Consider the following 23,420-nt stretch of genomic DNA (forward strand, 5'->3'; position numbering starts at 1 on the left):
TGATCAGGTGAGGGTAGCCTTGCCGGGGTGAGCACCTGTGCGACCGTGTCGCGTGAACTTTCGGAGCCGCTGGCAGCGACGGCGGCGGTGGCGACCACCTGGCTGCTGGTGGAGCAGAACGGACCGTGGGGCGCGAAGGCGCTGGGTGAGAGCCACCTGGACGCGGCGGTCGGGCGGGCGCTTGAGGCGGCCGCGGCGGGGACGGGCGTGCGGGTGGCCCTGATCCGGCGGCCCGGGCGGCACGCCGACTGCCTGCCGACCGCACGCCACGAGGTGCTCGTGGCGCACACGGTGCCCGGCCGCGGCTGGGTGCGCCGGGCGGGGGTGGCGGATCCGGCGGAGCTGCTGGAGCTGGACTTCGCGGCGCTGGGCGCCGGTGACCACACCGGCTTCGGAACGGAGCACGTCGGCGGGCCGGTGGCCCTGGTGTGCACCAACGGGCGGCGGGACCGCTGCTGCGCGCTGCTGGGCCGTCCGCTCGCGGCGGAGCTGGCGGCGGCCGGGCACAGCGAGGTGTGGGAGGTGACCCACCTGGGCGGGCACCGCTTCTCCCCCACGATGCTGGTGCTGCCGTACGGCTACGCGTACGGGCGGCTGACGCCGGAGACGGCCAAGGAGGTGCTGGCGGCGACGGCGGCCGGGCACGTGGTGCCGGAGTGGTCGCGGGGCTGCTCGGGTTGGGAGCGTCCGGGCCAGGCGGCCGAGCACGCGGTGCGGCTGGCCACCGGCGAGACCGGGGTGGACGTGCTGACGCTCACCCAGCGGCCGGACGGCGGGGGCCGCTGGCTGGTGACGGTGCTGCACCGGGACGGGCGGTCCTGGGAGGTGGACGTGATCGAGGCGGCCAGCGAGCCGGCCCGCCCGGAGAGCTGCGGCAAGGCGGCGGGGACGCCCTCGCGGATGGACGTGCTGTCCGTACGGGGGGTCTGAAACGCGGCGGCCCCGCGCCCGTGGGGGTGAGCGCGGGACCGCCGGGGCGGAGCGTCAGCCGGCCGCCTTGGCGACGAACTCCGTGGTGTACGTCTTCGCCAGGTCGATCGTCCCCTCCTTGCCCTTGACGTCCGGGTGGAAGGCGGCGAGCACCGAGAGCACCGTCTTCGGCCCGTCGGCCGGCATCACGCCGTCCGTGGTGAACATCGGCAGCGTCGCCTTGATCGCCGCCGCGTATTGCTCGGCGCCGCCCTGCGCGTAGTCGGCGGGCATCTTCGCGGCGATCTCCTCGGGGGTGTGGCCGGACATCCACTTGAGGGTCTTCACGAAGGCGTTGGCGAGCTTCTGGGTGGTGTCCTTGTTCTTCTCCACCCAGTCGGTGTTCATGTACAGCGACGAGGACGGGTACAGCCCGCCGAGGGCCTCGCGCGAGCCCTCGGGGGTGCGCATGTCGTACAGGACCTTGCCGAGGCCCTTGTCCAGGATGTTCGCGACGGTCGGGTCGGTGGTCATCCCGGCGTCGATGCTGCCCTGCTGGAGCGCGGCGATGAAGGTCTGGCCGGCGCCGACCGCGATCGGGCTGAACTCGCTGACGGCGGTGCCGTTCTTGACCGCGAGGTACTTGGTGAGGAAGTCGGTCGAGGAGCCGATGCTGGTGACGCCGAGCTTCTTCCCCTTGAAGTCGGCGCCGGACCTGATGGCGTCGGCCTGCTTGGTGGAGACCACCTCGACCTCGCCGGGCGCCTGGGCGAACTGCACGACGGACTCGACCTTCTTGCCCTTGGCCTGGAGGTCGATGGTGTGGTCGTAGAAGCCGACGGCGCCCTGGACGTCCCCGGCGAGCAGCGCGGTGGTGGCGTTGACGCCGGCCGGCTCGGTCATCAGCTCGACGTTGACGCCGGCGTCGGCGAAGTAGCCGAGCCGCTGGGTGAGCATCGCGGGCAGGTAGATGACCTTGTCCAGGCCACCGACCATGATCTTGACCTTGGGTCCGTCGACCTGCTGCCCGGCGGGGGCGGCGACGGCGCCGTGGCCGGCGGTGGCGGCGTCGTTGGCACAGGCGGAGAGCGGGAGGAGCAGGGCGGCGGCGAGGGCGGCGGCGACTGGTCTGCGCATGGGTGGGGGTGCCTCTCTCTTCTGACGACGGGGGGAGTTCAGCGGCCGTCGCCCGCGTCGGCGGGCTTCCAGCGGAACAGCTTCTTCTCGGCGAAGGTCAGCAGTCCCTCGGTGAGCAGCGCGACGACGGCGAGGATGGTCATGGCCGCGTAGACGCCGGCCGCGTTGAAGGTGCCCTGGGCGGCCGCGACGAGCAGGCCGAGGCCCTTGGTGGCGCCGATGTACTCGCCGACGATGGCGCCGATCAGCGCGAAGCCGAAGCTGACGTGCAGGCTGGTGAAGATCCAGGTGGTGGCGGCGGGGATGACCACCTGGAGGGTGACCCTGCGGTTGTCGGCGCCCAGGATGCGGGCGTTGGCGACGAGGTTGCGGTCCACCTCGCGGGCGCCCTGGAAGGCGTTGAAGAACACCGGGAAGAACACCAGCACCACCGCGGAGGCGACCTTGGAGGCCGGGCCCAGGCCGAACCAGATCAGGAAGATCGGCGCGAGCACGATCCGCGGGATGGCGTTGAGCACCTTGATGTACGGCCCGAGGACGTCGGCCAGGAAGCGGACCCGGCCGAGCGCGATGCCCAGCAGCACACCGCCGATGACGCCGATCACCCAGCCGGTGAGGGCCTCGTAGAGGGTGTAGCCGATCTGCTCGCCGAGCGAGCCCTGCGCGGTTCCGTGGGTGGTCCACTGCCAGATCTGGTCCCAGATCCTCGACGGCTGGGAGAAGTTGAACGGGTCGATGACGTCCGTCCGGGCGCAGACCTCCCACAGTCCGAGGAAGGCGACCAGCACCGCGACCCGGGCGCCGAAGACACCCAGCCTCCGGTTGCGGGCGGCCCGTTCACGGGCCTCGGTCCTCGTCGTGACGGCCGGGGGCTTCCCGGCGGCGGCCGGCGCGGACGCCGGCGCCGCCCCGGACCCGGACACGGACTCCGCCCCGGGCTCGGACGCGGACTCGGATGCGGTCTCAAGCGGCACGACCCGCTCCTCTCTCCCGGGTGATGCGCACCTCTTCGCCGAGCGAGGCCCAGATCTCGCGGTACAGCTCGACGAACCTCGGTTCCAGTCGGACGGCCTCCACGCTGCGCGGGCGCGGCAGGTCGACGGTGAAGATCTCCTTGACGGTGGCCGGTCCGGCCGTCATGACGACGACCCGGTCGGCGAGCGCGATGGCCTCGTCCAGGTCGTGGGTGACGAAGACGACCGACGCCGCGTCCCTGGAGGAACCGGTCCCCGCCCACAGCTCCAGCAGCTGGTCCGACATCAGCGCCCGGGTCTGCACGTCCAGTGCCGAGAACGGCTCGTCCATCAGCAGGATCGCCGGGTCGTTGACGAAGGTCTGGGCGAGCGCGACGCGTTTGCGCATGCCGCCGGACAGCTGGTGCGGGTAGCGGTCCTCGAAGGCGGCCAGGCCGACCCGGCCGAGCCAGTCCCGGGCCCGCTCCCGGGCCTCGGCGGCGGGCACGCCGCGGAAGCGCGGGCCGGCCATCACGTTGGACAGGACGGTGCGCCAGGGGAAGACGGCGTCCTGCTGGAAGACGAACCCGACCTTGGGGTCGATCCCGCGCACGGGCTCGCCGTACACCCGGACCTCGCCCTCGGTGGGCTCCTCCAAGCCGCTGACCAGCGTCAGCGTGGTGGACTTGCCGCAGCCGGTGGGGCCGACGACGGCGACGAACTCGCCTTGGGCGACGGTCAGATCGAGATCGCGGACGGCGGTGTGCAGCGCCCCGGAGGGGGTGCGGAACCGTTTGGTCGCGCCGGTCAGCTCGATCGCCGGGGTCTTGCTCATGTCGATCCTCCCGGGTCTGTTGCCTGCCCCGGAAAGGTAGGAGCGGGCCCGGCCCCGGCGGGAGCCTTCTTCGCGTAGTGCGACTTCTCCGCATAGAGGGGTGTTCTGCTCGTTTTGCTTCCGCTACAACTGCGGGGACGCGGCTGACAGAAACACCCCGGAAACATAGGGTGTCCCGACCCCACCCATCGGCGCCCCGACCGCCCCCCGAGGACGCCCGATCCCCCGCAGCCGCCGAGAGGAGGTCCGGATGAAGCTCCCCCGCGGACCCCGCCGGGTCTTCGCCCAGCTGCTGCTGAGCCAGACCGTCGTCACCGTCGGTGTCACCGCCGTGACCGCCGGGCTGTTCCTGGCCCCGGTCAGCAGCGAGCTGGACCACGACGCGATGCAGCGGGCGCTGTCGATCGCCCAGGCCACCGCCACCGACGAGAACATCGCCCGGGCCGCCGCCGGCCGCGACGTGGTGGCCGCCCAGCGCAACGCCGAGCAGATCCGGCTGGCCACCGGCGCCAGTTTCGTGGTGGTCACCGACCTGGACGGCATCCGGCTCTCGCACACCGACCCGGGCCGGATCGGCCAGCGGGTCAGCACCGATCCGGAGCCGGCCCTCAGCGGCCGCAGCGTCACCGCCATCCAGCAGGGCACCCTGGGCCGCACCGCCCGCGGCAAGGTGCCGCTGCGGATGGCGGACGGCCGGATCGTCGGCGAGGTCTCGGTCGGCATCAGCGACGACTCGATCCGCCGCCGGCTGCTGACGATGCTCACCGGCATCCTGCTGTGCGCGGGCGCCGGCCTGGCCGCCGGCACGCTCGCCACCCTCCTCCTGGCCCGCCGGCTCAAGCGCCGCACCCACAACATCGCGCTGGCCGACATCTCGGCGCTGCTGGTCGAGCGGGAGGCGATGCTGCACGGAATCCGCGAGGGCCTGGTGGCGCTGGACGAACGCGGCCGGATCCGGCTGGCCAACGACGAGGCCCTGCGGCTGCTCGGCCTGCCCGAGGACTGCACCGGCCGGCCGATCGGCGCGGTGCTGCCACCGGGCCGGCTGGCGGACGTGCTCTCCGGGCGGATCGCCGGCGCCGACCTGCCGGCCGTCCGGGACGACCGGGTGCTCGTGGTGAACCGCACGACCACGCCCGAGGGCGGCGCGGTGGTCACCCTGCGGGACCGCACCGAGCTGGAGTCGCTGGTCCGCGAGCTGGACACCACCCGCAGCCTGACCGAGGCGCTGCGGGCCCAGGACCACGAGCACGCCAACCGGATGCACACCCTGCTGGGCCTGCTGGAACTGGGCCGCCACGAGCAGGCGGTGGCGTTCATCTCGGAGCAGTCCGGCTCGCACGCCGTGGTCGCCGCGCGGATCGCCGAGCAGGTGCAGGACCCGCACGTGGCGGCACTGCTGGCGGGCAAGACCTCGGTGGCGGGCGAGCGCGGGGTGCTGCTGGCGCTGGCCGCGGCGGCGCACCTGCCGGACGCGGTGGTGGACGCCCGGGCACTGGTGACGGTGCTCGGCAACCTGATCGACAACGCGGTGGACGCCCTGGCCGCGGGCGGCGGGGGCCGGGTGGAGGTCAGCCTGGCGGCGGCCGGAGCGACCCTGCTGCTGCAGGTCGCGGACAGCGGCCCGGGCGTGCCGGAGGAGCTGCGCGAGCAGGTCTTCGAAGAGGGGTGGACCAGCAAGGACGCGCCCGCGCACCGTCCGCGCGGGCTGGGGCTGGCGATGGTGCGGCGGCTGGTCGAGCGGACCGGCGGCCGGATCGTGCTCGACACCGGGCCGCTCGGCGGCGCCCGGTTCACCGTCGAGCTGCCCGAGGCCCTGCTCACCAGTCGGCTCGTGGAGGCGTGATGATCGACGTACTCGTGGTGGACGACGACTTCCGGGTCGCGGACGTGCACGCCGCCTACGTGGCCAAGGTTCCGGGCTTCCGGGTGACCGGCACCGCGCACTCGGCCGGGGAGGCGCTGGCCGCCCTGGAGCGCCGCCCGGTGGACCTGCTGCTGCTCGACCACCACCTGCCCGACGAGACCGGCCTGGCCCTGGTGCGCCGGCTGCGGGAACGCCAGGTCGCCTGCGACGTGATGATGGTGACGGCCGCCCGGGACGTGTCGACGGTGCACGCCGCGATGCAGCACGGCGCACTCCAGTACCTGGTCAAGCCGTTCACCTTCGCCGGGCTGCGGGAGAAGCTGGTGGCGTACGCGCAGCTGCGCCACGCGCTCGCCGCGCCGGCCCGGGAGGCCGGCCAGGACGAGGTGGACCGGCTGTTCGCGACCCTGCGCAGCGCCGCCGCCCCGGCCGGAACGCTCCCCAAGGGCCACTCGGCGCCCACCACGGACCTGGTGATGGGGGTGCTGCGCCGGGCCGGCCGGCCGCTGTCCGCCCAGGAGGTCGCCGACGCCACCGGGCTGAGCCGCTCCACCGCGCAGCGCTACCTCAAGCAGTTGGAGCGGGACAGCCGGCTGCGGCTGACCCTGCGGTACGGCGACACCGGCCGGCCGGAGCACCGCTACGGGCTGGCGGCCCGCGCCTAGGGCACGGTCTCCGGACAGGGGCCGGGCCTGGTCTCGGACCTGGGGCCGGACAGGGGGGAACCCCGGCGGCCCCAGGCCCGCCGGGGTTCCCCGGGCGCGACGGCTCAGGCCGCGCCCGCACCGGTGAGGGCACGTACCTCCAGCTCGGCGAACCGGTCCGGATCGGCGGGCTCGGACGAGGTGACCGTCCCCACCCAGCCGGCCAGGAAGCCCAGCGGGATGGAGACGATGCCCGGGTTCTCCAGCGGGAACCAGTGGAAGTCGAGTCCCGGGAAGAGCGCCTCGGGGGAGCCGGACACCACCGGAGAGAAGAACACCAGCACGATCGCCGGGACCAGCCCGCCGTACACCGCCCAGACCGCGCCGCGAGCGGTGAACCGCGACCAGAACAGGCTGTACAGCAGCACCGGCAGGTTGGAGGACGCGGCGACGGCGAAGGCCAGGCCCACCAGGAAGGCGACGTTCAGCTGCTGGGCGAAGAGGCTGATCACGATCGCCGTCGCACCGATCCCGGCGGCGGCGAACCGGGCGACCACCACCTCCTGCTGCTCACTGAGCTCGGAGACCGGTTCCTCCGCCGCCCGGGAGGCCGGGACGGTCTCGCCCCGGCGGCGCCGCCCGCGGCCGTTCTTCGACTGCTCACGGCTCTTCAGCTGTTCGCGGCTCTTCACCTGTTCGCGGCTCGGCCGGGCGCGCCAGGCGCCGGCCCAGATGTCGTGGGCGAAGGCCGCCGAGGAGGCCAGGGTCAGCCCGGCGACCACCGCGAGGATGGTGGCGAAGGCGATCGCCGAGATCAGGGCGAACAGCACCACCCCGCCGGTACTGCCGTTGCCGCCGCCGAGCACCAGGGCGAGCAGCGGAACGGCGGTGTTCCCGGCCGAGTTGGCGTGCCGCACCTCGGCCGAGCCGATCAGCGCGGTGGCGCCGAGGCCGAGCACGATGGCCATCAGGTAGAAGCTGCCGACCAGGCCGATCGCCCACATCGTGGAGCGGCGGGCGGCCCGCGCGGTGGGCACCGTGTAGAAGCGGGACAGGATGTGCGGCAGGCCCGCGGTGCCGAGCACCAGGCCGAGGCCGAGGCTGACGAAGTCCAGCCGGCTGGTGATGCTGCCGCCGTACTTGAGCCCGGGCTCCAGGTAGCGCTGCCCGGCGCCGCTGTGCTGGGCGGCCTCGCGCATCAGCTCGCCGAGGTCCCCGTGGAAGCGGACCACCAGCAGCACCGTGAGCAGCACCGAACCGCCGGTCAGCAGGAAGGCCTTGATGATCTGGATCCAGGTGGTGGCCCGCATCCCGCCGATGGTGACGTAGACGATCATCAGGGCGCCGACCGCGATGATGGTCCAGGTGCGGGCGTGCGGGCTGCCGGTGCCGAGCAGGAGGGCGACCAGCGAACCGGCGCCGACCATCTGGGCCACCAGGTAGAGCAGGGTGACCACGACGCTGGCGCCACCGGCCGCGGCGCGCACCTTGCGACGGCGCAGCCGCAGCGCGAGGACGTCGGCGAGGGTGTACCGGCCCGCGTTGCGGACGAGTTCGGCGACCAGCATCAGCACGACCAGCCAGGCGACCAGGAAGCCGATGCTGTAGAGCACGCCGTCGTAGCCGTACAGCGCGATCAGCCCGGCGACGCCCAGGAAGGACGCGGCGGAGAGGTAGTCCCCGGAGAGCGCGAAGCCGTTCTGCAGCGGGGTGAAGTCGCGGCCGCCGGCGAAGAAGTCCTCGGCGGCGTTGCCCTGGCGGCCGACCCAGAGGGTGACCCCCAGGGTGACCAGGACGACGACGGCGAACAGCGCGATGGCGAGCGAGTGGTGGTCGCCGGTGGGGGCGACCGGCGGCGGGGTGGCGGTCGACACCACGGTCCGGACGGCGGTCTGCACCGCGGCCTTGGCCGCATCGGTGGGCACGGTGGCCAGCAGGGGCGTCATCGCAGCTGGTCCTGGGTGTCCCAGCGCAGGCCCAGGGCGGCGCGGTCGCGCTTGGTCCGGGAGTTGCGGGCGTAGAGCCAGGTGAGCAGGAAGGTCGAGGCGAACTGCAGCAGCCCCAGCAGCCAGGCCACGTTGAGCGGGCCGGCCACCGTCCTGCGCATCAGGTCCGGGGCACCCGCCTGGGCGGCGACGTACAGCAGGTACCAGGCGAGGAAGGCACCGGTGATCGGGAAGACGAAGGTCCGGTAGCTGCGGCGGATCTGCAGGAACGTCTCGCTGGCCTGAACCGTCCGGTAGACCTCGGTGCGGTCGGCGACCGGTTCCTCGTCGAGTGGTGCGTGCGGTGCGGCCGGGGCCGCCGGATCGGCTGGGATGCTCTGGGCGAACGGCTCGACGGCGGCCCCGTGGACCGGTGCGCCGACGGCCACTGACCCGACGGCGGCCTCTGCCGACCGGGCCGTAGGAACGTGGTCCGTGGGGGCGGGGCCCGACTGCGCCGGTACCGCCGTCCGGCGGTGCGCAGCCGATGGCTCGGCGGACTCAACGGGGGTACCGGCGGCCGCAGCGGCCCACCAGTCGAATTGCTGTCCCGGGCCGGGACTGCTCGTCTGCTGCTGTGGCACTGCTGCTCCTGGACGGCCGGATGTTCTGACCCGAACCATGATGGCGGCCCTAGGAGAGCGCCCCTGACCATCGCAGATACGTTCACTCGATGAGGTGATCGATCATCCGACAGACACTCATCGGACTACTGCTGCGTCCCAGTGATTCCGTGTCGGAACGCGTACGCGACCGCCTGAGCCCGGTCCCGCACCGCGGTCTTGGCGAACAGATTGTTGATGTGGGTCTTCACGGTCGCCTGGCTGACGAACAGCCGCTGGGCGATCTCGGCGTTGGACAGCCCCTCGGCGATCAGCGCCAGCACCTCGGCCTCCCGGACGGTCAGCCCGTCGGGCAGCTCCCCCGACCGGGTTCCGGGCCTCCCGGCGGCCGGCCCGGAGTCGTCGTGCTGCTCCGAAAGCCTTTCCAGCAGCCGGAGTTGGACCTGCGGGGAGAGCCCGGCGGCACCCGAGCGGACGTCCGCGACGGCCCGGGCGATCTCCTCGGCGCCGGCGTCCTTGGTGAGGTAGCCGCGCGCCCCGGCCCGGAGCGCGGGGAACAGCGAGTCGTCGTCGGCGTAGGTGGTGAGCACCACGACCTCGGTCTCCGGGTGCGCCGAGCGGATCCGCCTCGTCGCCTCGACCCCGTCGCAGCGCGGCATCCGCAGATCCATCAGCACCACGTCCGGGTGATGACGCTCCACCAGGGCGACGGCCTCCTCCCCGTCCCCGGCCGCACCGACCACCTCGATGCCGGGCAGCAGCCCCAGCAGCATCACGATGCCCTCGCGCACCACGGTCTGGTCGTCCGCGACCACCACCCTGATCGCCCCCGCACCACCCATGTGCTCACTCATGCCGGCACCCGCAGCAGCACGCGCCACCCTCCGTCCTGCGGGCCCGCCAGCAGCGTGCCCCCGAGCAGTTCCGCGCGTTCGCGCATTCCCAGCAGACCGTACCCGCTGCCGCTGGCGGCCAGCTCCTCCGACGGGGGCCCACCCGCGGATCGGCCGCGCGGCGGCCGGGTGTTGCACACCTCCAGCTCCACCGCGCCGTCCAGGTAGCGCAGTTCGACGGAGCCGCGGGCCCCGGACGCGTGCTTGCGGACGTTGGTCATCGCCTCCTGCGCGGTGCGCCGCACCGCGAGGGCGACCTCGGCGGCGAGCGGGCGGGGCGTGCCGGTGACGGTGAGGGCGGCCCGCTCCCGACCGGTCAGCTCGACCAGGAACTCCCCGACCGGGGTGAGCTCCCCGCGCAGCGCGGACAGTGCCTGGCGGGTCTCGGCCAGTCCGTCCTGCGCCATCCGCCGGGCGGCGACGACCCGTTCGCGGATCTGCTCGCGGTCCGTCCCGGCGTCCAGCATCAGCCGGGCCGCCTCCAGGTGGACGAGCTGCGCGGAGAGGCTGTGGGCGAGCACGTCGTGGATCTCCCGCGCGATCCTGGCCCGTTCGGCGAGCGCCGCGCTCTCCGCCTGGGCGGCCTGGGCGGCCCGCTCCTGGGCGAGCAGCCGGCGGGCGGTGCCGCGCGCCTCGATGTCCAGCCGCAGCAGGCAGCCGACCAGGACGGAGCCCCCGACGGTGGCGGCGTTGCCGAGCCAGCCCGCCGGGGAGGCCGCCGTGTACGAACCCAGCGCGGCCGCCGCGACGACCAGCGCGGGCGCGGGCGGCAGCCGGATCAGAGCCGTCACGGCCAACCCGATCCACAGGAAGTCGGCCAGCGTGTGGGCCAGCCCCAGGTCGGCGAGCCAGCCGCCGCCGACCAGGCCGGCGGCCAGCAGGTACGAGAGCGCCGGGCGCTGCTCCCGGGTGACCCGCAGGTACGCCGTGCAGAGGGCGACGGCCGCGGCCAGCCCGGCCGCCGCGGCCGCCACCGTCCAGCCGGTGTACCTGCCGCCGGAGAAGGTCCCCCAGCCGACGGCGACCAGCAGGACGCTCCGGCCGAACACGGACAGGACCCGCCGAGGCCGGCTCTCGTCCTCGTGGCCGATCCCCTCCCGGGACGGCCAGCGGGTCCAGTACCACCCGGCCACGGGGCCTCCTCGATGCTCACGGCGGCGGGTCAGTGCAGTGCGGCGGCGGGCCGCGAGGGCTCCAGCGACCGGGCCCTCCAGTTCACCACGAAGGAGCGGACCAGCAGCAGGACCGCCATGCCCAGCATCAGCGAACTGCCCGCCTGGTGGACGTGCAGGGCCGCACCGACCGCGTACAGGCCGATCCGGACGGCGATCATCCCGCACCAGGCGGCCACGGTGGCCCTGGTGCCCTTGACCAGGACGCTGCCGTCGGAGGCCCGCCAGATCCGGACGGTCCAGCCCCAGGCCGTGCCCATCGCGAGCACGGCGACCAGTCCGGCGGCCAGCAGCCCGGCGGAGAGCGCGGTGTGCTGGTGGTCGAGGAGCTGCGGGTCGCGCAGCGCGAGCGCGCCCAGGATCAGCGGCAGCAGCCAGAAACGGCGCTCGGTGTCCAGGCGCTGGACGCGCATCTGGCGCTGGACCACCAGGACCACCACCGCGAGGGCCACGAGGATGTCGGCGATGGAACCCATCGAATTCTCCGTCCCGCGAAAGGCTTGTTGCTGACCTCTCCGACGCTACGGATCCGGCGCTTCCCGCTGATCGGAGCCGGGGTGGAGCACGGGTGGAACCGGCAGCGCGAGGGCCCTCCACCCGTGGGTGGAGGGCCCTCGCGCACGGCCGGGATCAGGCGTCGATGCGGGAGCGGTCCAGGGTGGCCGCCGAGTCCACGATGAACTCCTTGCGGGGGGCGACGTCGTTGCCCATCAGCAGGTCGAAGATCCTCTCGGCCTGCTCCAGGTCGCCCAGGTTGATCCGGCGCAGCGTGCGGTGGCGCGGGTCCATGGTGGTCTCGGCCAGCTGGTCGGCGTCCATCTCGCCCAGGCCCTTGTAGCGCTGCACCGGCTCCTTCCAGCGCTGGTTCTTGCGCTGGAACTCCAGCAGCGTGGAGCGCAGTTCGGCGTCGGAGTAGGTGTAGTGGTACTTCTCCTGGCCGCGCTTGGGGCTGGTGAGCTCGATCCGGTGCAGCGGCGGCACGGCGGCGAAGACCCGGCCCTGCTCCACCATCGGCCGCATGTAGCGGTGGAAGAGGGTGAGCAGCAGGGTGCGGATGTGCGAACCGTCGACATCGGCGTCGGCCATGAAGATGACCCGGCCGTAGCGGGCCTGGTCGATGTCGAAGGTGCGGCCCGAGCCGGCCCCTATCACCTGGATGATCGCGGCGCACTCGGCGTTCTTGAGCATGTCGCTCACCGAGGCCTTCTGCACGTTGAGGATCTTGCCGCGGATCGGCAGCAGCGCCTGGAACTCGGAGTTGCGGGCGAGCTTGGCGGTGCCGAGCGCGGAGTCCCCCTCGACGATGAACAGTTCGCTGCGGTCGACGTCGTCGCTGCGGCAGTCGGCCAGCTTGGCGGGCAGCGAGCTGGTCTCCAGCGCGGTCTTGCGGCGCTGGGCCTCCTTGTGCTGCCGGGCGGCGACCCGGGTGCGGGCGGCCGCGACGACCTTGTCGAGCACGGCCCGGGCCTGGAGCTTCTGGTCCTTCTTGGCCGAGGTCAGGAAGGCCTTGAGCTCCTTGGCGACGACGGCCGCGACGATCCGGTTGGCCGCCGAGGTGCCGAGCACCTCCTTGGTCTGGCCCTCGAACTGCGGCTCGGCGAGCCGGACGGTGACCACCGCGGTGAGGCCCTCGGTGGCGTCGTCCTTGGTGATGTCGTCCTCGGCGACCCGCAGCAGCTTGCCCGCGCGCAGCGCCTCGTTGACCGTCTTGGCCAGCGAGCGCTCGAACCCGGTGACGTGGGTGCCGCCCTTGGGGGTGGCGATGATGTTGACGAAGGAGCGCAGCGTGGTGTCGTAGCCGGTCCCCCAGCGCAGCGCGATGTCCACACCGAGGTGCCGGGTGACCTCGGTGGGGGTCATGTGCCCGAGGTCGTCCAGGACCGGCACGGTCTCCTTGAAGGTGCCCTCGCCGTGCAGCCGCACCACGTCGCAGACCGGCTTGTCGGGGGCCAGGAACTCGCAGAACTCGGCGATGCCGCCGTCGAAGCGGAAGGTGCTCTCCTCGACCTTCTCGCTCTCGGTGAGCCGCTCGTCACGCACCACGATGGTGAGGCCGGGGACCAGGAAGGCGGTCTGCCGGGCGCGGCTGTGCAGGTTCTCCAGGGAGAGCTTGGCGTCCTTGAGGAAGATCTGCCGGTCGGCCCAGTAGCGGATCCGGGTGCCGGTGCGGGTCTTCGGCACCTTGCGGGCCCTGGTCAGGCCGTTGCCGGGCTCGAAGGGCGCGTCCGGGCTGGCCTCGGTGAAGAGGCCGGGGGTGCCGCGGCGGAAGCTGATCGCGTGGGTGTGCCCGCCGCGGTCGACCTCGACGTCGAGGCGGGCGGAGAGCGCGTTGACGACCGAGGCGCCGACGCCGTGCAGACCGCCGGAGGCCGCGTAGGAGCCGCCGCCGAACTTGCCGCCGGCGTGCAGCTTGGTCATCACGACCTCGACGCCGGACAGCCCGGTCTTGGGTTCGACGTCGACCGGGATGCCGCGCCCGTTGTCCCGGACCTCGACCGAGGAGTCGGGGTGCAGCACGACGTCGATGCGGTCGCAGTAGCCGCCGAGCGCCTCGTCGACGGAGTTGTCGATGATCTCCCAGAGGCAGTGCATCAGGCCGCGGCTGTCGGTCGAGCCGATGTACATGCCGGGGCGCTTGCGGACCGCCTCCAGGCCCTCCAGGACGAGCAGGTGCCGCGCGGTGTAGTTGGAACCGTCGTCGCCGGCCAGCAGCGCGGACGGCACGGTCGTTTCGGCACTCACGCGGCACTCTCCTCGGTGAAGTTCTGTCTCATCGGTCACATCCGGACGCATCCGGACCAAACGCCAGTGCAGCACGCCGCACCGACACCCGTCGCCCTGCGTGCCCGAGCCCCTGCGCCGGGTGCACAGCACGACGGGCCGGCCCCGCGCAGCTTGTACGCGCTGCGCGAACAAGCACCGCACCCGGGTACGGACCCCGGGGGCGCCATCTCCTCCCGGTACCACCGGTCCTGGCGGATCGTGGGACCCGGCACAGGCTCCGGAACTGCCGTTATGCAGGCTACCGGGGCCCGGGGCGGGGCTTATGCTCCAACCCGGCAGAGGATTATGCTACGCGGACCTCGTACCCGATCCCGATCGGGCGTTCGAGCGACGGGCGGATCCCGGGAATCGGCACGCATGAACCACCGACGCCCGGGGCACGTCCTCATCAACACAGCAGAATCCTCAGAGAAGAAAAGCCACGAGCGGGAACGTTTTCGGCCTGGTTGGATGTTGACCCTGGTACGACAGCTCGTCGAGCTAGAGAAGAGGCGACGTGACTACTGTTCTGACCCCTGCGAGCCCGCTGACCGCGGCTGACCGCTGCGACCGCTGCGGCGCCCAGGCCTACCTGCGCGTCGTACTCGCCAGCGGCGGAGAGCTGCTCTTCTGCGCCCACCACGGCCGGAAGTTCGAGCCCGAGCTCAAGAAGATCGCCGTGGAGATACAGGACGAGAGCGGCCGTCTCACCACGACCACCGCCACGGCGACCGAAGACGAGCGCTGATCCCGGGCGCCAAAACCAGCAGCCGGCGTCGAGCTGTGTCCGGTCGTGCACCGCGCGCGACCGGTGGGCCGGGCGGCTGACCCCCTCGGGGGCCGGCCGCCCGGCTCTGCTGTACCCCCGGGCACCCTCCCGGGTCCGGTGACGGTCCGGCCACGACTGCCGACGCCGCGTCAGAACCCGGCGTCAGCACGTGACCGGGCGCACACCCACCGCGACGTCCGCTTCACCGGACACACCGCGTCCGCGGACGTTCACAGGACCGAGCGCACCGCGTCGGCGACCGAGGACACCCTGGTGTAGACGCCCGGGTGCGCCGCCTCGGCGCAGCCGGTCCCCCAGGACACCAGGCCCACCAGCCGGCCCTCGACGATCATCGGGCCGCCGCTGTCGCCCTGGCAGGCGTCCTTGCCGCCCCGCTCCTCGCCCACGCAGACCATGCCGCGGGCGTCGAACCTTCCGTCCTGCCCGCCCGGGTACGCCTGCGCACAGGCCCCGTCCGGCACGATCGGCACGGACACCCCGCGCAGCGTGGGCGAGTAGTCGCCCCGCCCGGTGGTGTCGCCCCAGCCGTACACCTGCGCCGTGGTCCCGGCCAGGTACGGCGCCGTCTCGCCCTGGCCGACCAGCTCGACCACCGGCCGGGCGCCCTGGGACTCGGCCAGGGTGATCACCGCGACGTCGTTCATGTTCGCGTCGAAGGAGTAGTCGGGGTGGATCCAGACCGACCGCGCCGCAATCTCGCGGCCGGTCGTGCCGCGCATGTCGTCCCGGCCGACGATCACCTTGAGGCCCGGCCGCTCCACCCGGCCCTTGCCCTCGTCGTAGAAGCAGTGCGCGGCCGTGACCACCTTGGTCGGGGTGACCAGCGCTCCCCCGCAGAACTGGCCGGAACGGCCGCTGCCGAACTGCTGGCGGCTGGACAGCGCCACGATCCACGGGTGGTCCCCGGTGCTCGCCGCCGTACCGCCGACCACCCGGCGCTGGGCCTCGGCCGGCGCCGCGCCGCCGAGGGCGACCAGCGGGACGGGCACGGCGGCCAGCAGCGCCAGCACGGCGGCCCTGCGGCGGCGGCCCGCCCGGCCGACGGCCGGATCGACCGGATCGGCGAGGTCTGCCGGAAACGGGATGGGCGTCGGCAGGTCAGTGCGGTCCGGCTCGGTCGGCACCGTGACTCCAGGAGGCTCGGAAGCAGGCAACCGGCACAGCGTAGGTGACCGGCTGCACCGTGCGACCGCTTCCCGCCGCGCCGCCACCCGGACGAGCGACAACCACCACCCGGACGCTGACACGCCCGGGCCCGGACAGCCGCGAAGGCCCGGAGCCGTGCGGCTCCGGGCCTTCGCGTGGAACGACTGCCGTCGATCAGTCCAGGTAGTCGCGCAGCACCTGGGAGCGCGACGGGTGGCGCAGCTTCGACATGGTCTTCGACTCGATCTGGCGGATGCGCTCACGGGTGACCCCGTACACCTTGCCGATCTCGTCCAGCGTCTTCGGCTGGCCGTCGGTCAGGCCGAAGCGCATCGAGACCACGCCCGCCTCGCGCTCGGACAGGGTGTCCAGCACCGAGTGCAGCTGCTCCTGGAGCAGGGTGAAGGAGACCGCGTCGGCCGGGACGACCGCCTCGGAGTCCTCGATCAGGTCACCGAACTCGCTGTCGCCGTCCTCGCCCAGCGGGGTGTGCAGCGAGATCGGCTCGCGGCCGTACTTCTGGACCTCGATGACCTTCTCGGGGGTCATGTCGAGTTCCTTGGCCAGCTCCTCCGGGGTGGGCTCGCGGCCCAGGTCCTGGAGCATCTGGCGCTGGACGCGGGCCAGCTTGTTGATGACCTCGACCATGTGCACCGGGATGCGGATGGTGCGCGCCTGGTCGGCCATGGCGCGGGTGATCGCCTGGCGGATCCACCAGGTGGCGTAGGTCGAGAACTTGTAGCCCTTGGTGTAGTCGAACTTCTCGACCGCACGGATCAGACCGAGGTTGCCCTCCTGGATCAGGTCCAGGAAGAGCATGCCGCGACCGGTGTAGCGCTTGGCCAGCGAGACCACCAGACGGAGGTTGGCCTCCAGCAGGTGGTTCTTGGCCCGGCGGCCGTCCTCGGCGATGATCTCCAGCTCGCGCTTGAGCTTCGGGGCGAGCTTGTCGGCGGCCGAGAGCTTGTCCTCGGCGAACAGACCGGCCTCGATGCGCTTGGCGAGCTCGACCTCCTGCTCGGCGTTGAGCAGCGGGACCTTGCCGATCTGCTTCAGGTAGTCCTTGACCGGGTCGGCGGTGGCGCCGGCGACGGCGACCTGCTGGGCCGGCGCGTCGTCCTCGTCGTCGTCGGAGAGGACGAAGCCCTCCGACTCCTCCTCCGGACCGGTGCCCTCGGCCTCGGTCTTGTCACCGGGCAGCGCGACGTCCTCGAGCAGCTCCTCCTCGCCGAGCAGCTCCTCGTCGCCCTTGGCGGTCTTGCCGGCGGCGGTCTTCTTGGCGGCGGCCTTCTTGGCCGGCGCGGCCTTCTTGGCGGCGGCCTTCTTGGCCGGCGCGGCCTTCTTGGCAGGAGCCGCCTTCACCCCGGCGACGACGCCGGTCGTCTCCTCGACGGTGATCTCGGCGGAGACGGTGGGAGCCGTGGCCGCGGCGGCGACGACGGCCGGAGCCGCGACGGGAGCGCCGGGGGCGATCCGCACGGGCGGCTTGGTCGGGGCCGACGGGGTCCGGGTGGTGACAGCCTTGGTGGCGGTGCGCTTGGTGGGGCTCTTGGCAGCAACGCTCTTGCGCTTGGCGCCGGCCGGTTCGGCCGCGCTGACCATGAGGTCCACGCCCTCCTCAATCAGCACCTGATTGAGGCTGCGCATGACGTTCTTCCACTTGGTGACCGGGATCTGGTCCGCCTCGAACGCCTGGCGCACGTCGTCACCGGCGATCTGCCCCTGGGCCTTGCCCCGCTCGATGAGAGCCAGCAGAGCCGCGGACTCGGCGATCTCGGGGGGAAGCGAACGGGATGTGCTGGCCGACACGAACAACCTCTCGGACGATGAGTGGATCTCGAACCCGTACCGGCCGCCCGAGCGGGCGGGGAAGGAGATCGCGCGTCGGACGCGCGGTGTCGATTCCGACCGACTCGGGCTTGAGGACTGGGTTTGCAGGACGGCAGCAGCGCCGCGGACCAACACAGCATTCTGACATGTTGGAGTATTCCGGAGCTGCTTCCGCTCAGGACACATCGCTGCTACTCGTCAAGTGTTACGCATGGCCTTCGTGTCGCGGGTCACACCATCCGGCGCCCGCAACCCGGAGCCGCTTCCATCATCGCGCACTCGCCGGTGAAACTATTGTCATGGACAAGCCCGACGTGGGCCCGCTTTCGCCGTCCGTTTTCGCCGCCCGCATTCGCCGGGCCGCTCCCACCGGGCCGCTCCCGGCGGTTCGCCCCCTGGGGACGCCGCCCCCTCGGGCCACGCGGCCCCCGCCGGCTCCGCCCGGTGGGACGGCGGCATGCGGAAGCCCCCCGGCTGCGCCGCGCGGTGCGGCCGGAGGGCCCGGGCGGAGCGGGCCGCCGCCGTCCGGCGCCTCCGCTCGTGGAAAACAGCCCGTTCAGTGCTCCCTGGGCGCGGGAACGGACGGCTCGATCTCGGGATGGACGGTGAGCAGCGCCCGCATCGCGACCTCGCCCGCGGCGCCGTCGCCGGCACCCAGCGCCTCCACCAGCCGGGCGTGCAGGCTGACTGAGGACTCCGTGGGGCGCTCGCAGGAGATCGCCGGACCGCCCGAGACCTGCAGCGCGCAGGCGACGATCCCGGACAGGTGCTCCAGCATCCGGTTGCCCGCCATCTGGAGGACCAGGCCGTGCAGCTCGGCGTCGGCCCGGGTGTAGGTCGAGAGGTCGGCCTGGGAGGCGGCGTGGCTCATGATCTCGACCAGCTCGACCAGGCGCTGCTGGACGTCCTCCCGGCCGTGGCCGGAGGCGAGCCGGGCGGCCAGCGGCTCGATCGCCCAGCGGAGCTCGAACAGCTCCCGGCGCTGCTCGTCCCGCTGCGGCCCGAAGGCGCGCCACTCGATGATGTCCGGGTCCAGCAGGTTCCAGTCGCCGACCGGACGGACCCGGGTGCCGACGTTCGGCCGGGCGCTGACCAGGCCCTTGGCCTCCAGCACTCGCAGCGACTCGCGGACGACGGTGCGGGAGACCTCGAACCGCTGGCCGATCTCCTCGGGCACCAGCGGGCGGTCGGCACCGAGGTCGCCGGAGACGATCATCTGGCCGAGCTGCTGGACCAGCTGGCCGTGCAGACCGCGGCCCCGGCTGCTGGTGGTCTTGCGGCCGACCCGGGCGATGTCCGACTCGGCGCCCTCCCAGCGGGGCACCGGCGGGGTCGGCCGGTCGGCGTACGAGAAGCGGTCCAGGTCGCCGGGACCGTGGATGGGCCCATCGGCGGAACGGGCGGGGGTCATGGTGGGGTGCGCAAGGGTACTCACGCCTCCTTTGTCGGCGATCGGCAGGCGTGGCTTGAGAATTCTCGTGAAAAGCACACGAAAGGGTGATCGACCGTGACTGGATAATTGACTTCTTATCAGGAAGAACCGCGCATTACGGTCACTGCTGGTCGATCTTGGAAGTCCCGGGCAGGACCGCACCCGTGACGCGGCCTCGGGCCCGGGCGGGCGGCCCCGTGCGACGCGGCGCTACAGGGCGCGGCGGCGGGCCTGGGCCAGCAGGGCGGCCAGCAGCAGGAGCGCCGCAGGGGTCGCGACCGCGGCGAGCAGCGCCGGATCGGTCAGCGCCGCGCTCCCGGCCACCGCCTCGTGCGCACCGCCGTACACCCAGCCGTAGGCCCACTCGATCCCGGACTGGAACGGCAGCAGTTCGGTCGCCCGGGTCGGCCACGGCCTGCCGGTGCGGCGAAGCAGCAGGGCGACGCCGGACTCCAGCAGCGGCGGCAGCGCGCACAGCAGCAGCACCCCGGCCGCGGCACTGCGGGTCAGCGAGGCGGCCAGCACCCCGGTCCAGCCCGCCACCACGGTGAGCAGGACGAAGGCCAGCAGGGCGGCGGGCACCCCGTGGCCGGCCACCAGCCCGAGCGGGGCGCCCACACCCGGCAGGTCGGACAGCCCGGACACCCCCGCACCGGTCAGCGCCTCGAAGGCCCGGTCCGACAGTGCGGACGGGTCCGCCCAGGCCGCCACCGTGACGCCGTCCGGCAGCGCGAGGTGCACGGCCGCCGTGTCGAACAGCAGGGTGGCCAGCGCCAGCAGCGCCGCCACCGGGCCGATCACCACCAGCTTGGCCAGCAGCAGCCGCACCCGGCGCGGGTACGACACCTGCGAGGCCACCAGCCCCGGGTGGCGCACCTCGTGCCCGTACGAGAGCGCGCCCAGCACCCCGGCGCCGAGCGCCGCGAAGGGCAGCGGGATCAGCGGGACGGCGGCGGTCAGCAGCCGCACCCCCGCCGGGGCCGTCAGCGGGCCGTCCGGGGCCTGGCTCGCCAGGACGGCGGCCACCCCGGCGTCGCCGAGCAGTACGGCGGCGAGCAGCAGCCAGGTGGAACGCAGGCCGCGCAGGCGGCGCAGCTCGTAGGCCAGGACACGCACGGTTCACTCGCTCCAGTGGTCGTCGGGGATGGCGGGGGCTGCAGAGGTCCCCGGGGCGGCCGGGGTGCCCGGAGTGGCCGGGGTGCCCGGAGTGGCCGGGGTGCCCGGAGTGGCCGGGGTGCCCGGGGTGGCCGGGGCGGCTCGCCTGACGGGGCTCTGGGCGGCGGCGCCCCGGACGGCGGAGGCTCGGACGGCGGTCGCGCCCGAGGCGGGGCGCCGGAGGCGCACGGTGTCGTCGGTGAGCAGGTCGTCGGCGCTGGCCCGGCGGCCGAGGGGCCGGACCCGGGCGGGCTCCAGCGGCGGGGCCGGGTCGTCGCGGAAGAGCCGGTCGACGGCCACCATGGGCGCGGGTTCGTCCATGGCGTCGACCCCCGTCCGCATGGACGGCCCGGAGCGACGGCCCGGCGGCTCGGGTCGGCGGCCGGCCGAGCCGAGGACGGGGAGCGCGGCGGCCGGGAGGGCGGCGGCGACGGCCACGGCGGGCAGGGCGCGGGCGGGCAGGGAACCATCCTGCCGGGGGCGGCGGGGAGCCCCGCACTTCGGGACGGCGGCGCCTCCCGGCGCGGCGGCGGTGGCCGGTTCGGCCGGGGTCAGGGTCGGGGGCGGGGGCAGGGGCGGGGCCGTCGCGGGCTCGGCCGGGGACCTCACGGCCTCGCCCGGAACGGGCTCGGCGGCCGGCTCGGGGACCCGCCGGGCGGCCGGCTTCGGACCCGCCTCCCGGGCCGGTTCCCGGTTCGGCCGCCGGCCAGGCTCCTGGCTCGGACCGGTCTCGGGTTCCGGGTGGAGGCGGAGCTCGCCGGAGCGGCCCGAGCCGACCGGAAGGACGACCCGCGGCGCCGGCTGCTCGACCACCCGGTCGGCCAGCTCGTGCAGCAGGATCCCGTGGCGGTAGGCGAGTTCGCCGATCTCGGTGCGGTCGATCCCGGCCACCGCGAGACCGACGCTGCCGTCCCGGCGGACGTCCGCGCCCTGGCTGACCAGCAGATCGGCCAGTCGCGCCATCTGCGGCCCCCGGACGGCCACTTCGGGACTGAGCCTGGTCTGCCGGAACTCCGCGACGGGCTGGTCGGCCACCAGCCGGCCGCGGTCCAGGGTGACCACCCGGTCCGCGAGCTGCGAGGCCTCCTGCGGGCTGCGGGTGGTCACCAGGACCGTTCCGCCGGCGGCGCCGAAGGAGCGCAGGAAGGAGTGGAACCACTCGACGTTGCGCGGTGACAGGCCGTCGGCGGGCCCGTCCAGCAGCAGCGCGCCGGGGTCGCCGAGCAGGGCGGCGGCCAGCGCCAGGCGGCGGTGCATGCCGGGCGAGAAGGTGCGCAACCGCTGCCCGGCGACCGCGGCCAGCCTGGTCTGCTCCAGCAGTTCGTCGGCCCGGCGGGCCGGGACGCCGACGGCAGCGGCGAGCATCCGCAGGTGGCTGCGCGCCTTGCGGCCCGGGTGACCGGCCACTGCGGACTCCTCGGCGCCGGGCATCATCACCCCGACCACGCGTTCGGGGTGGCGCAGCCGGCGGTACGGGCGGTCGCCGAAGAACGTGACGCCCTGGCCCCGTTCGAGTTCGAGCATCAGCCGCAGCGCGGTGGACTTGCCCGCCCCCTCGGCGCCGAGCAGCGCGGTCACCGTGCCGGGCCGGGCGTCGAAGGTCAGATCGAGTACCGCGGGCGGAGCGCCCTTGCGATAGACCTTGGTCAGTCCGGTGATCTGGATCATCGCTGGCTGCTCCCATGCCCTCGGCCGACCTGCTCGACGCGGAGCGCCCCTGAGGGGCGGGCATGCACCCGCGCGGCTCCGCGCCAGCACATTAGGGGGCGACGGCGGCTATTCCGGGCATTGCGGGAACGGCACGGGCCCGCCGACTGCCCACCTCACCCGATCAGGGGAAAATCCGATCCTGCGATTCACGGGGGACCGGTCCGTTCCGGACCCGGGACGCTCCGGACCCGGGCCGCTCCGGCCGGCTCCGGGAGCGCTGATGGCTCCGGGGCTTCGGGAGCTTCACCGGCATCGGTGGCCCCGGGAGCTCAGGCCGGGCGCAGCGCCGTGCCCGAGGACGGGGCGCGGCCGCTAGCGGGGAGGCCAGGGCGGGGGTGGGAGCTGCTCGCCGCCGCACACCGCGTGGAACTCGTCGACGGCGGCCTGGCCCTCCACCGTGATCTCACCCAGTCGCTCCCGCTCGGCGGCCAGCCGTTCCTCCACGGCGGCGACCGCCTCGGGCGCCGCCTGCTCGACCTGCAGTGCGGCCAGTTCCTTCTCCGTGGCGGTGGTGGTCTCGTCGAGGCTCCGGTAGTCCGCCGCCAGCCCCTCGATGAGGGTTCGCTGGTTGGCGCAGTCCTCGATGGCCATCGCGGGGCTCCCTGGGCCGGAAGGCCTCCGGCCCGGCGGCCGGAGCGTCCACCGACACTCTGCGCCGCCGGCCCCGCGTTCGCAGCCAGGCCAGGCCATTCGGCTGCCTCGGGGCCGCGCACCGCGACAGGACTGGCCGAGCGGGATCGGGACGGGGCGGGCACGGACGGGCCGGGTACGGGTCCGGCGGCGCTCAGGACTCCGGGCGGAGCATGGGCGGGTTGAGGACGGTCGCCCCGCCGGCGGTGAACAGCTGGGCCGGACGGCCGCCCTGACGCGTCGTCGTGCCGCCCGAGGGCAGCAGGAAGCCGGGGGTGCCGGTGACCTTGCGGTGGAAGTTCCGCGGGTCCAGCACCACGCCCCAGACCGCCTCGTAGACCCGGCGCAGCTCGCCGACGGTGAACTCGGTCGGGCAGAAGGCGGTGGCGAGGGAGGAGTACTCGATCTTGGAGCGGGCGCGTTCCACACCGTCGGCGAGGATCAGGCCGTGGTCGAAGGCGAGCGGGACGCCGTCGGCCGGGTTCTCGCCGAGGAGTTCGCCGACCGGGGCCCAGCGGGCGCTGCTGGCGTCGCCGCCGGCCCGGGGCGTGGGCAGATCGGGAGCCAGCACCAGGTAGGCGACGCTGACCACGCGCATCCGGGGGTCGCGCTGCGGGTGGCCGTAGGTGGCGAGCTGCTCCAGGTGGGCACCGGCCGCGCCGGGGCCGACAGCGTCGTGGCCGGGGGCGGTGTGCGCGCGCAGGCCGGTCTCCTCGGCCAGCTCGCGGGAGGCGGCCTCGGCCAGGCCCTCGTCCGGGCGGACGAAGCCGCCGGGCAGCGCCCAGTACCCCTGGAACGGCGGCTCGCCTCGTCTGACCAGCAGGGCACAGAGCGAGTGGTCGCGCACCGTCAGCACCACGAGGTCAACCGTGACAGCGAACGGGGGAAAGGCCGACGGATCGTAACGCGACATGGCGACGATCATAGTCGTCTCTCTGACGATAAGCACAGGCCCGTGCGGGGACCGCGCAGGGCCGGGGCCCCGCACGGGCCCCGTGCGGTTCGC

20 protein-coding genes are annotated in these 23,420 nt (G+C 73.5%); 4 read left to right on the forward strand and 16 right to left on the reverse strand.

Annotated elements, in window-relative coordinates; all coding sequences use genetic code 11:
* Positions 1 to 27 precede the first annotated feature (27 nt).
* Positions 28 to 930: a sucrase ferredoxin gene (locus ACGFSC_RS38780; protein ID WP_359912592.1), complete on the forward strand. Its 903-nt coding sequence runs from the start codon at positions 28 to 30 to the stop codon at positions 928 to 930.
* Between the two features lie 54 nt (positions 931 to 984).
* Here the strand turns inward: ACGFSC_RS38780 and ACGFSC_RS38785 are convergent, their stop codons facing one another.
* Genes ACGFSC_RS38785 through ACGFSC_RS38795 form a run of 3 tightly spaced genes read right to left on the reverse strand, consistent with a single transcriptional unit; the run spans position 985 to position 3,834 of the window.
* Positions 985 to 2,046: an ABC transporter substrate-binding protein gene (locus tag ACGFSC_RS38785; protein WP_359912595.1), complete on the reverse strand. Its 1,062-nt coding sequence runs from the start codon at positions 2,044 to 2,046 to the stop codon at positions 985 to 987.
* A gap of 38 nt (positions 2,047 to 2,084) precedes the next feature.
* Complete coding sequence (locus ACGFSC_RS38790; RefSeq protein ID WP_380350878.1) at positions 2,085 to 3,020, reverse strand: ABC transporter permease; 936 nt, start codon at positions 3,018 to 3,020, stop codon at positions 2,085 to 2,087.
* Complete coding sequence (locus ACGFSC_RS38795; RefSeq protein WP_359912598.1) at positions 3,010 to 3,834, reverse strand: ABC transporter ATP-binding protein; 825 nt, start codon at positions 3,832 to 3,834, stop codon at positions 3,010 to 3,012. Before ACGFSC_RS38795 ends, ACGFSC_RS38790 begins: the two co-directional genes overlap by 11 nt.
* A gap of 250 nt (positions 3,835 to 4,084) precedes the next feature.
* Here ACGFSC_RS38795 and ACGFSC_RS38800 point away from each other — a divergent pair, with 250 nt between their 5' ends.
* On the forward strand, positions 4,085 to 5,680 hold the full coding sequence (locus ACGFSC_RS38800; protein ID WP_359912601.1) for a sensor histidine kinase: 1,596 nt from the start codon (positions 4,085 to 4,087) through the stop codon (positions 5,678 to 5,680).
* A complete protein-coding gene (locus ACGFSC_RS38805; RefSeq protein ID WP_359912604.1) occupies positions 5,680 to 6,366 on the forward strand; it encodes a response regulator in 687 nt (228 codons plus the stop codon). The genes ACGFSC_RS38800 and ACGFSC_RS38805 overlap by 1 nt, the downstream gene beginning before the upstream one ends.
* A 104-nt stretch (positions 6,367 to 6,470) precedes the next feature.
* Here the strand turns inward: ACGFSC_RS38805 and ACGFSC_RS38810 are convergent, their stop codons facing one another.
* From ACGFSC_RS38810 to ACGFSC_RS38835, 6 genes are all read right to left on the reverse strand, one after another.
* Entirely contained in the window at positions 6,471 to 8,291 is a 1,821-nt protein-coding gene (locus ACGFSC_RS38810; protein ID WP_359912607.1) for a cation acetate symporter, read from the reverse strand.
* On the reverse strand, positions 8,288 to 8,719 hold the full coding sequence (locus tag ACGFSC_RS38815) for a DUF485 domain-containing protein (RefSeq protein WP_359912610.1): 432 nt from the start codon (positions 8,717 to 8,719) through the stop codon (positions 8,288 to 8,290). Before ACGFSC_RS38815 ends, ACGFSC_RS38810 begins: the two co-directional genes overlap by 4 nt.
* Before the next feature lie 320 nt (positions 8,720 to 9,039).
* Complete coding sequence (locus ACGFSC_RS38820) at positions 9,040 to 9,747, reverse strand: response regulator transcription factor (RefSeq protein WP_359912613.1); 708 nt, start codon at positions 9,745 to 9,747, stop codon at positions 9,040 to 9,042.
* Positions 9,744 to 10,919 carry a histidine kinase gene (locus ACGFSC_RS38825; RefSeq protein ID WP_359912616.1) on the reverse strand — a complete coding sequence of 392 codons (1,176 nt, stop codon included), beginning with the start codon at positions 10,917 to 10,919 and terminating at the stop codon, positions 9,744 to 9,746. The genes ACGFSC_RS38820 and ACGFSC_RS38825 overlap by 4 nt, the downstream gene beginning before the upstream one ends.
* A 29-nt stretch (positions 10,920 to 10,948) precedes the next feature.
* Complete coding sequence (locus ACGFSC_RS38830; RefSeq protein ID WP_359912619.1) at positions 10,949 to 11,434, reverse strand: DUF1453 domain-containing protein; 486 nt, start codon at positions 11,432 to 11,434, stop codon at positions 10,949 to 10,951.
* Between the two features lie 154 nt (positions 11,435 to 11,588).
* Positions 11,589 to 13,700, reverse strand: a complete 2,112-nt coding sequence (locus tag ACGFSC_RS38835) for a DNA topoisomerase IV subunit B (protein ID WP_359912622.1) — start codon at positions 13,698 to 13,700, stop codon at positions 11,589 to 11,591.
* A gap of 538 nt (positions 13,701 to 14,238) precedes the next feature.
* Between ACGFSC_RS38835 and ACGFSC_RS38840 the strand changes: the two genes are divergently transcribed.
* Positions 14,239 to 14,469: a hypothetical protein gene (locus ACGFSC_RS38840; RefSeq protein WP_359912625.1), complete on the forward strand. Its 231-nt coding sequence runs from the start codon at positions 14,239 to 14,241 to the stop codon at positions 14,467 to 14,469.
* Between the two features lie 251 nt (positions 14,470 to 14,720).
* On the opposite strand, the gene ACGFSC_RS38845 is transcribed toward ACGFSC_RS38840, so the two are convergent.
* The 7 genes from ACGFSC_RS38845 to ACGFSC_RS38875 form a co-directional block, all read right to left on the reverse strand.
* Positions 14,721 to 15,521 (reverse strand): S1 family peptidase, encoded by an 801-nt coding sequence (locus ACGFSC_RS38845; RefSeq protein WP_392864972.1) that lies wholly within the window; start codon positions 15,519 to 15,521, stop codon positions 14,721 to 14,723.
* 310 nt (positions 15,522 to 15,831) lie between these two features.
* Positions 15,832 to 17,472, reverse strand: coding sequence for an RNA polymerase sigma factor (locus tag ACGFSC_RS38850; protein ID WP_359912740.1), 1,641 nt, complete (start codon positions 17,470 to 17,472; stop codon positions 15,832 to 15,834).
* Between the two features lie 571 nt (positions 17,473 to 18,043).
* Entirely contained in the window at positions 18,044 to 18,976 is a 933-nt protein-coding gene (locus ACGFSC_RS38855) for an FCD domain-containing protein (RefSeq protein ID WP_359912737.1), read from the reverse strand.
* A gap of 153 nt (positions 18,977 to 19,129) precedes the next feature.
* On the reverse strand, positions 19,130 to 20,035 hold the full coding sequence (locus tag ACGFSC_RS38860) for a hypothetical protein (RefSeq protein WP_359912734.1): 906 nt from the start codon (positions 20,033 to 20,035) through the stop codon (positions 19,130 to 19,132).
* A gap of 3 nt (positions 20,036 to 20,038) precedes the next feature.
* A complete protein-coding gene (locus ACGFSC_RS38865; RefSeq protein WP_359912731.1) occupies positions 20,039 to 21,742 on the reverse strand; it encodes an ATP-binding cassette domain-containing protein in 1,704 nt (567 codons plus the stop codon).
* A gap of 354 nt (positions 21,743 to 22,096) precedes the next feature.
* On the reverse strand, positions 22,097 to 22,375 hold the full coding sequence (locus ACGFSC_RS38870; protein ID WP_359912728.1) for a hypothetical protein: 279 nt from the start codon (positions 22,373 to 22,375) through the stop codon (positions 22,097 to 22,099).
* A gap of 193 nt (positions 22,376 to 22,568) precedes the next feature.
* Entirely contained in the window at positions 22,569 to 23,327 is a 759-nt protein-coding gene (locus tag ACGFSC_RS38875; protein WP_359912725.1) for an NUDIX domain-containing protein, read from the reverse strand.
* Between the last annotated feature and the right edge of the window lie 93 nt (positions 23,328 to 23,420).

It is taken from the genome of Kitasatospora sp. NPDC048715 (genome assembly GCF_043198905.1).
GTDB classification, from domain to species: Bacteria; Actinomycetota; Actinomycetes; order Streptomycetales; family Streptomycetaceae; genus Kitasatospora; species Kitasatospora lactacystinica.

What these genes read in the sequence shown, in the direction of transcription:
- ACGFSC_RS38785 (WP_359912595.1), bottom strand. Translation starts at nt 2,046, where the DNA reads ATGCGCAGACCAGTCGCCGCCGCCCTCGCCGCCGCCCTGCTCCTCCCG.
- ACGFSC_RS38795 (WP_359912598.1), bottom strand. Translation starts at nt 3,834, where the DNA reads ATGAGCAAGACCCCGGCGATCGAGCTGACCGGCGCGACCAAACGGTTC.
- ACGFSC_RS38800 (WP_359912601.1), top strand. Translation starts at nt 4,085, where the DNA reads ATGAAGCTCCCCCGCGGACCCCGCCGGGTCTTCGCCCAGCTGCTGCTG.
- ACGFSC_RS38805 (WP_359912604.1), top strand. Translation starts at nt 5,680, where the DNA reads ATGATCGACGTACTCGTGGTGGACGACGACTTCCGGGTCGCGGACGTG.
- ACGFSC_RS38810 (WP_359912607.1), bottom strand. Translation starts at nt 8,291, where the DNA reads ATGACGCCCCTGCTGGCCACCGTGCCCACCGATGCGGCCAAGGCCGCG.
- ACGFSC_RS38820 (WP_359912613.1), bottom strand. Translation starts at nt 9,747, where the DNA reads ATGAGTGAGCACATGGGTGGTGCGGGGGCGATCAGGGTGGTGGTCGCG.
- ACGFSC_RS38830 (WP_359912619.1), bottom strand. Translation starts at nt 11,434, where the DNA reads ATGGGTTCCATCGCCGACATCCTCGTGGCCCTCGCGGTGGTGGTCCTG.
- ACGFSC_RS38865 (WP_359912731.1), bottom strand. Translation starts at nt 21,742, where the DNA reads ATGATCCAGATCACCGGACTGACCAAGGTCTATCGCAAGGGCGCTCCG.
- ACGFSC_RS38870 (WP_359912728.1), bottom strand. Translation starts at nt 22,375, where the DNA reads ATGGCCATCGAGGACTGCGCCAACCAGCGAACCCTCATCGAGGGGCTG.
- ACGFSC_RS38875 (WP_359912725.1), bottom strand. Translation starts at nt 23,327, where the DNA reads ATGTCGCGTTACGATCCGTCGGCCTTTCCCCCGTTCGCTGTCACGGTT.